This is a genomic window from Streptomyces sp. NPDC059850 (genome assembly GCF_042731515.1).
Classification (GTDB): domain Bacteria; phylum Actinomycetota; class Actinomycetes; order Streptomycetales; family Streptomycetaceae; genus Streptomyces.
Genome location: NZ_JBHWJI010000019.1, coordinates 164,494 through 170,536, shown reverse-complemented (window position 1 = coordinate 170,536; position 6,043 = coordinate 164,494). Strand labels below are relative to the sequence as shown.

The window sequence follows — 6,043 nt, the reverse complement described above, 5'->3', positions numbered from 1 at the left end:
CGCTCGTCGCACGCAGCGCCGCTGCGCTCTCCTCACGCGGCTTGCGATGTACCGCACCAGCCGCCGCTCGCTGATCCGGCCTGACCGGCAAGACACCCCCTAGGAACTGGTTTTCAGCACGCTCCACCCGCCGTCCACCACCAGCGAGGCGCCGGTGACGAACGAGGCGTCGCCGCCGAGCAGGAAGGCGATGGCCCCGGCCACCTCCTCCGGGCGGCCGAGGCGGCGGGCGGCGGTCTGCTCGGCGCTGGCGCGCCGGTCCTCCTCGCTGATCCCGGCCCAGGCGCGGGTGAGGACGGGCCCCGGCAGGACGGCGTTGACCCGCACCCCGGGGCCGTACTCGACGGCCAGCTGGCGGGTCAGCCCGGTGAGGCCCGCCTTCCCGGCCGCGTAGGCGGGGCGGCCGGGGAGCCCGACGAGGGCGTGCACGGACGACACCAGGACCGCGCTCCCCCGGGTGGCCCGCAGGCCGGGGAGGCAGGCGCGGAAGCCGAGGAAGGCGGCGGTGAGGCCGACCGACAGCTGCTGGTTCCAGTCGTCGAGGCCGATCTCGTCGGCGGGCCCGATCCGTACCGCGCTGGCGTTGCTGACCAGCCCGGACACCGGCCCGAAGGCCTCGGTGGCGGTACGTACCGCCGCGTCCCAGGAGCCCTCGTCGGCCACGTCGCAGTGCTGGAAGACGGCCCGTCCGCCGTCGGCGCGGATCTCCCGGGCCACGTCCTCGCCCTCCTCGCGCAGCACATCGGCGATCAGCACCCCCGCGCCGTCGGCGGCCAGTCGGCGGGCGGTGGCCGCTCCGATGCCGCCTGCGGCGCCGGTGACGATCACGCAACCGGAGCCCTGAGCGGGAGAAGAAGACGTCACGGCCGATATTAAATATGAATTAATGACTGACGCCAAGGGGTCGTCCGCGCCCGGCGGAGTAAAATTCGCTGCACGTGCCGATACAAGGCGTATGCGCCGATACGAGGCGTACATGTCGATACGAGGCGAGAGCGCATGCAATGGGCGACACCACCTTCCGCGGATGGCCCCACCACCTCCCCGATCCGGTCTCCGAGGCCGCCCTCGTGGTGGACGAGCGGGGCATCCTGACCGGCTGGAGTCTCGGGGCGCGGAACCTCCTCGGATACCGGGCCGAGGAGGTGGTGGGACGCCCGGTGGCGGAGCTGTTCGCCCCCGGCGGCCCCGGGCCGCCCCGCGCCGACGCGTACACCGCCGCCCAGGGCGGTCCGGCGGTGCTGCGCCACCGCGACGGCGGGGAGATACGTACCGTCCTGTGGGCCCAGCCGTGGTCCCCGGGCGACGGGCGCCCCCACTGGCTGCTGCAGGCCACCCGCGAGATGTCGGTGCGCCGCCAGGACATCGGCCGCGCGCTCCTGGACGGCCTGGGCCTGGCGTCACCCGTGGCCCTGAGCGTCTACGACGACCAGTACCGCTGCCTGATGCAGAACGCCGCGCTGCGGCGGCTCAGCGGTATCCCGGACGAGGAGCGGCTGGGGCTCACCCTGAGCGAGACGGCCTCGCAGGTGGACACCTCCGGAATGGAGGCCACCCAGCACCAGGTGCTCCGCCAGGGCGTCGCGGTCGCCGATGTCGAGGTCCAGGGCCGGGTGCCCTCCGACCCGGGCCGGGAGCACGTCTGGTCCAACTCGGTCTTCCCGCTCAAGAACCGCTTGGGCGAGGTGTTCGCCGTCTGCCACGCGGTGCTCGACATCACCGAGCGGCACCGCGCCCGGGAGCGGCTCGCGGTGCTGAACGACGCCAGCGCCCGTATCGGCTCCACCCTCGACCTGCTGCACACCGCCCAGGAGCTGGCGGACGTGGCGGTGCCCCGGCTCGCCGACTTCGCCTGCGTCGACCTGATCGACTCGGTCTTCGAGGGCGAGGAGCCGCCCACCGGGGCGGTGGCGCGCGAGACCGTGTTCCGGCGCGCCGCCCACCAGTCGATCATGCCCGGCACCCCGGAGGCCGTGGCCGACGTGGAGGACGTGGACGTGCACGCGTCCGCCCCGGACTCCCCCTTCGCCCGCGCCCTGGCCACCGGCACCTCCGTCCTGGAGTCGGTGAACGGCCCGGGGCCGCTGCCCGGCTGGCTCGCCGACGACCCCAAGCGGGCCGAGGGCATCAAGCGGTGGGGCATCCACTCCTGGATGGTGGTGCCGGTGCGGGCGCGCGGCAGCACCCTCGGGGTGGCGGTGTTCCTGCGGCGGGAGCGCACCGACCCCTTCGAGCAGGACGATCTGCTGCTGGCCGACGAGATCGTGGCCCGCGCCGCGGTCTGCGTCGACAACGCCCGCCGCTACACCCGCGAACGCGGCACCGCCCTCGCCCTCCAGCGCAGCCTGCTCCCCCAGCGGCTGCCCGTCCAGGCGGCGGTGGAGGCCCGCTCGCGCTATCTGCCCGCCGGAAGCAGGCTGGGGGTGGGCGGCGACTGGTTCGATGTGATCCCGCTGTCCGGGGCCCGGGTGGCGCTCGTCGTGGGCGATGTGGTCGGCCACGGGATGAAGGCCGCCGTCACCATGGGGCGGCTGCGCACCGCCGTCCGCACCCTGGCCGACCTCGACCTGCCCCCCGACGAGTTGCTGGCCCATGTCGACGACCAGGTGCGGCGGCTGGTCGACGAACAGGCCGCCGAGGGCCCCGAGTCCGGCGATGCCACTGGCGCGACCGGTGCCGCGTCCGAACCGGCCATAGACGCCTACGCCTTCGGCGCCACCTGTGTGTACGCGGTCTACGACCCCATCACCCGCCACCTCACCTTCGCCCGCGCCGGGCATCCCCCGCCCGCCGTCCTCACCCCCGGCGGACGGGCCGAGTTCCTGGACTCCGCCAACGGGCCGCCGCTGGGCGTGGGCGGGCTGCCGTTCGAGGCCACCGAGGCCGAACTGCCCGACAACAGCCTGCTCGTGTTCTACACCGACGGCCTGGTCGAGTCCCGCGACCACGACATCGACGCCGGGCTCGACCGGCTGCGCCGCGCCCTGGACGACGGCTGCCGCGACCTGTCGCTGGACGCGGTGTGCGACACCGCCGTCTCCCGGCTGATCCCGGGCCATCCGTCCGACGACGTGGCGCTGCTGGTGGCCCGTACCCGCGCGCTGAGCGACGACCGCTGCGCCGCCTGGGACCTGCCCGCCGAACCCGAGATCGTCGCCCGCGCCCGCGACCACGTGGCGCGCCAGCTGGCCCGGTGGCAGCTCGGCCATCTCGTGGCCACCACCCAGGTCGTGGTCACCGAGCTGCTCACCAACGCCATCGTGCACGCCCGCAGCCCGATCCAACTGCGGCTGGTCAGAAACCAGTCGCTGATCTGCGAGGTCTCCGACAGCAGCGCGGCCGCGCCCCATCTGCGCCGCGCGGGCCGCATGGACGAGGGCGGCCGCGGCCTGTTCCTCATCGCCCAGCTCACCCAGCGCTGGGGCACCCGCTACTCCGGCGACCGCAAGACCATCTGGGCCGAACAACCCCTGAACGGCCCCCGCCGGTAGCCCCTCCGGTACGGACACGTCCCGGGCGGGTACGGGATCTGGATGTGAGCGCTTCTCTCCCCGGCCCGGCCAGGCGCCGCGCCCTGCTGGCGGGTTCGGTCGGCAACTTCATCGAGTGGTACGAGTTCGGCGTCTACGGCTTCTTCGCGACCGTCATCGCCGCGAACTTCTTCACCCCCGAGGGCGGCAGCGAGGTGGAGGGCCTGGTCAAGACGTACGCCTCGTTCGGGCTCGCGTTCTTCTTCCGGCCCATCGGCGCCGCCGTCTTCGGGCGCACCGGCGACCGGATCGGACGGCGCCCGACCCTGATCCTGGTGTTGCTGCTGATGACCGGCGCCACCACGCTCATCGGTCTGCTGCCCACGTACGACACGGTGGGCGCCGCCGCCCCGTGGCTGCTCACTCTGGCGCGGATCCTGCAAGGGCTCTCCGCGGGCGGGGAGTTCGGTGGCGCGGTGTCGCTCATGACGGAGTTCGCTCCGCCGGGGCGCCGCGGGCTGTACGGGGCGTGGCAGTCGTTCACCGTCGCGCTGGGGCTGCTCGCCGGGGCGGGGACGGCGGCCGTCCTGGCCACCGCGCTGGGCGAGGAGGCGGTGCGCGACTGGGGCTGGCGGGTGCCGTTCCTGCTGGCCCTGCCGATCGGGCTGACCGCGCTGTGGCTGCGGCTGCGACTTGAGGAGACCCCGTCGTTCCGTACGACGCGCGTGCGGACCGGGCCGGGTGGGGCGGCGGCCGGGCTCCGTGAGACGGCCGGGGCCATCGTGCTGGGCGCGGGACGCGTCATGGGCTGGGCGGCGGCCGGGTACACGTTCCTGGTCGTCATGCCTTCGTATCTGCAGTCCACCCTGGACGCGAGTTTCCAGCAGGCGCTGATCGCCACTGCGGTGGCCAACGCCGGGTTCGCGGCGGCCATCCTCCCGGCGGGGCTGCTCAGCGACCGGATCGGGCGGCGACCGGTCATGCTGACCGGCGCCGCCCTGGTGACCGTGCTCGCCTTCCCGCTGCTCAACCTCCTTCAGGATCCGGGCAGTTCGGCGCTGCTGCGGGGCGTGGCCGTCTTCGTGGCGGGCGCGGTGGTCGGGCTGATGGCGGGGCCCGGACCGGCGATGCTCGCCGAGATGTTCCCGACCCGGGTCCGGTACACGGGGCTTGGGCTGGCGTACGCGCTGTCGAACGCCGTGTTCTCGGGGTGCGCCGGGCTGATCATCACCGAGGCGATCAAACGGACCGGGGAGGCGGACATCCCCGCGTACTACGTGGCGGCGACCGGCGCGCTCAGCCTGGTCGCCCTGGCCACCCTGCGCGGCGACACCCACCGGGGCACGCTGCGGGAGGAGGAGCGGCACCCGCCCCGGGACGAGACCGAGGAGGAGACCCCATGCGCGTGATCGGACTGATGTCGGGCACATCCCACGACGCGGTGGACGCGGCGGCCGCCGATCTGGCCCTCGACGGCGACACCCTGATGCTCGCCCCGCTGGGCCTGCTCAGCGCCGCCTATCCGGACGAGCTGCGCGCGGCGCTGGCCGCCGCGCTGCCACCGGCGGCGACCACCATGGCGGACGTGTGCGCGCTCGACACCCGGATCGGCCAGGCGTTCGCCCGGCTCGCCGTCCGCGCCGACCGGGAGCTGTGCGGCGGTCGGGCCGAACTGATCAGCTCGCACGGCCAGACCGCGTACCACTGGGCCGAGCACGGCCGGGTGCACGGCACACTGCAGCTCGGCCAGCCCGCCTGGATCGCCGAGGCCACCGGCGTCCCGGTCGTCTCCGATCTGCGCAGCCGGGACGTGGCCGCGGGCGGCCAGGGCGCCCCGCTGGTCAGCCTGGTCGACACGCTGTGGCTGCGCGGGCGGTCCGGGGTGTGCGCCGCGCTGAACCTGGGCGGCATCGCCAACCTCACCGTGGTCCCCCGGGCCGGTGAGCCGCTGGCCTACGACACCGGCCCCGGGAACGCCCTCATCGACGCGGCGGTGCGGGATCTGACGGGCGGTCGGCGGGATTACGACGCGGACGGCGCCCTCGCCGCGCGCGGCACCGTCCACCCCGGACTGCTGGAACGGCTGCTGGCCGAGCCGTACTACGCGCTGCCGCCGCCCAAGACGACCGGCAAGGAGCTGTTCCATCTCCCCTATCTGCGGGCCGCGCTGGCGGCCACCGGCCCGGTGGACGGCCACGACGTCATCGCCACCGTCACCGAGCTGACCGCCCGTACCGTGGCCGACGCGGCGCGCTCCGTCCACGCCACCGAGGTGCTCGCCTCCGGCGGTGGCGTCCGCAACCCCGCCCTGATGGCCGCGCTCCGCCGCGCGCTCGGCACGATCGCTCTGCGGGGCTCCGACGAGCTGGGGCTTCCGGCGGCGGCCAAGGAGGCGTACGCCTTCGCCGTGCTGGGCTTTCTGACCGCCCATGGGCTGGCGGGTACGGTGCCGAGCTGCACGGGCGCGCGGCGCGGTGGCGTCCTGGGGTCGATCACCCCGGGGCGGCGGGCGCTCGTGCTGCCGACGCCGGACCGCCCGGCGCCGTCCCGGCTGGAGATCTTCCACCGGTAGT

The 6,043-nt window shown here is 74.4% G+C and carries 4 protein-coding genes; 3 read left to right on the top strand and 1 reads right to left on the bottom strand.

Features of this window, described 5'->3' with window-relative positions; translation table 11 throughout:
• Positions 1-99: 99 nt before the first annotated feature.
• The gene (locus ACFV9T_RS18395) at positions 100-873 is read right to left on the bottom strand and encodes an SDR family NAD(P)-dependent oxidoreductase (protein WP_385441416.1); all 774 of its coding nucleotides are present in this window, start codon (positions 871-873) and stop codon (positions 100-102) included.
• Between the two features lie 131 nt (positions 874-1,004).
• Between ACFV9T_RS18395 and ACFV9T_RS18390 the strand changes: the two genes are divergently transcribed.
• Genes ACFV9T_RS18390 through ACFV9T_RS18380 form a run of 3 tightly spaced genes read left to right on the top strand, consistent with a single transcriptional unit; the run spans position 1,005 to position 6,042 of the window.
• Positions 1,005-3,491 (top strand): SpoIIE family protein phosphatase, encoded by a 2,487-nt coding sequence (locus ACFV9T_RS18390; protein WP_385441402.1) that lies wholly within the window; start codon positions 1,005-1,007, stop codon positions 3,489-3,491.
• 44 nt (positions 3,492-3,535) lie between these two features.
• On the top strand, positions 3,536-4,879 hold the full coding sequence (locus ACFV9T_RS18385; protein ID WP_385441401.1) for an MFS transporter: 1,344 nt from the start codon (positions 3,536-3,538) through the stop codon (positions 4,877-4,879).
• A complete protein-coding gene (locus ACFV9T_RS18380) occupies positions 4,870-6,042 on the top strand; it encodes an anhydro-N-acetylmuramic acid kinase (protein WP_385441399.1) in 1,173 nt (390 codons plus the stop codon). The genes ACFV9T_RS18385 and ACFV9T_RS18380 overlap by 10 nt, the downstream gene beginning before the upstream one ends.
• The last annotated feature ends 1 nt before the right edge of the window (position 6,043 follow it).

Excerpts from the sequence above, each read along its gene's own strand:
- ACFV9T_RS18390 (WP_385441402.1), top strand. The coding sequence starts at position 1,005 with ATGGGCGACACCACCTTCCGCGGATGGCCCCACCACCTCCCCGATCCG.
- ACFV9T_RS18380 (WP_385441399.1), top strand. The coding sequence starts at position 4,870 with ATGCGCGTGATCGGACTGATGTCGGGCACATCCCACGACGCGGTGGAC.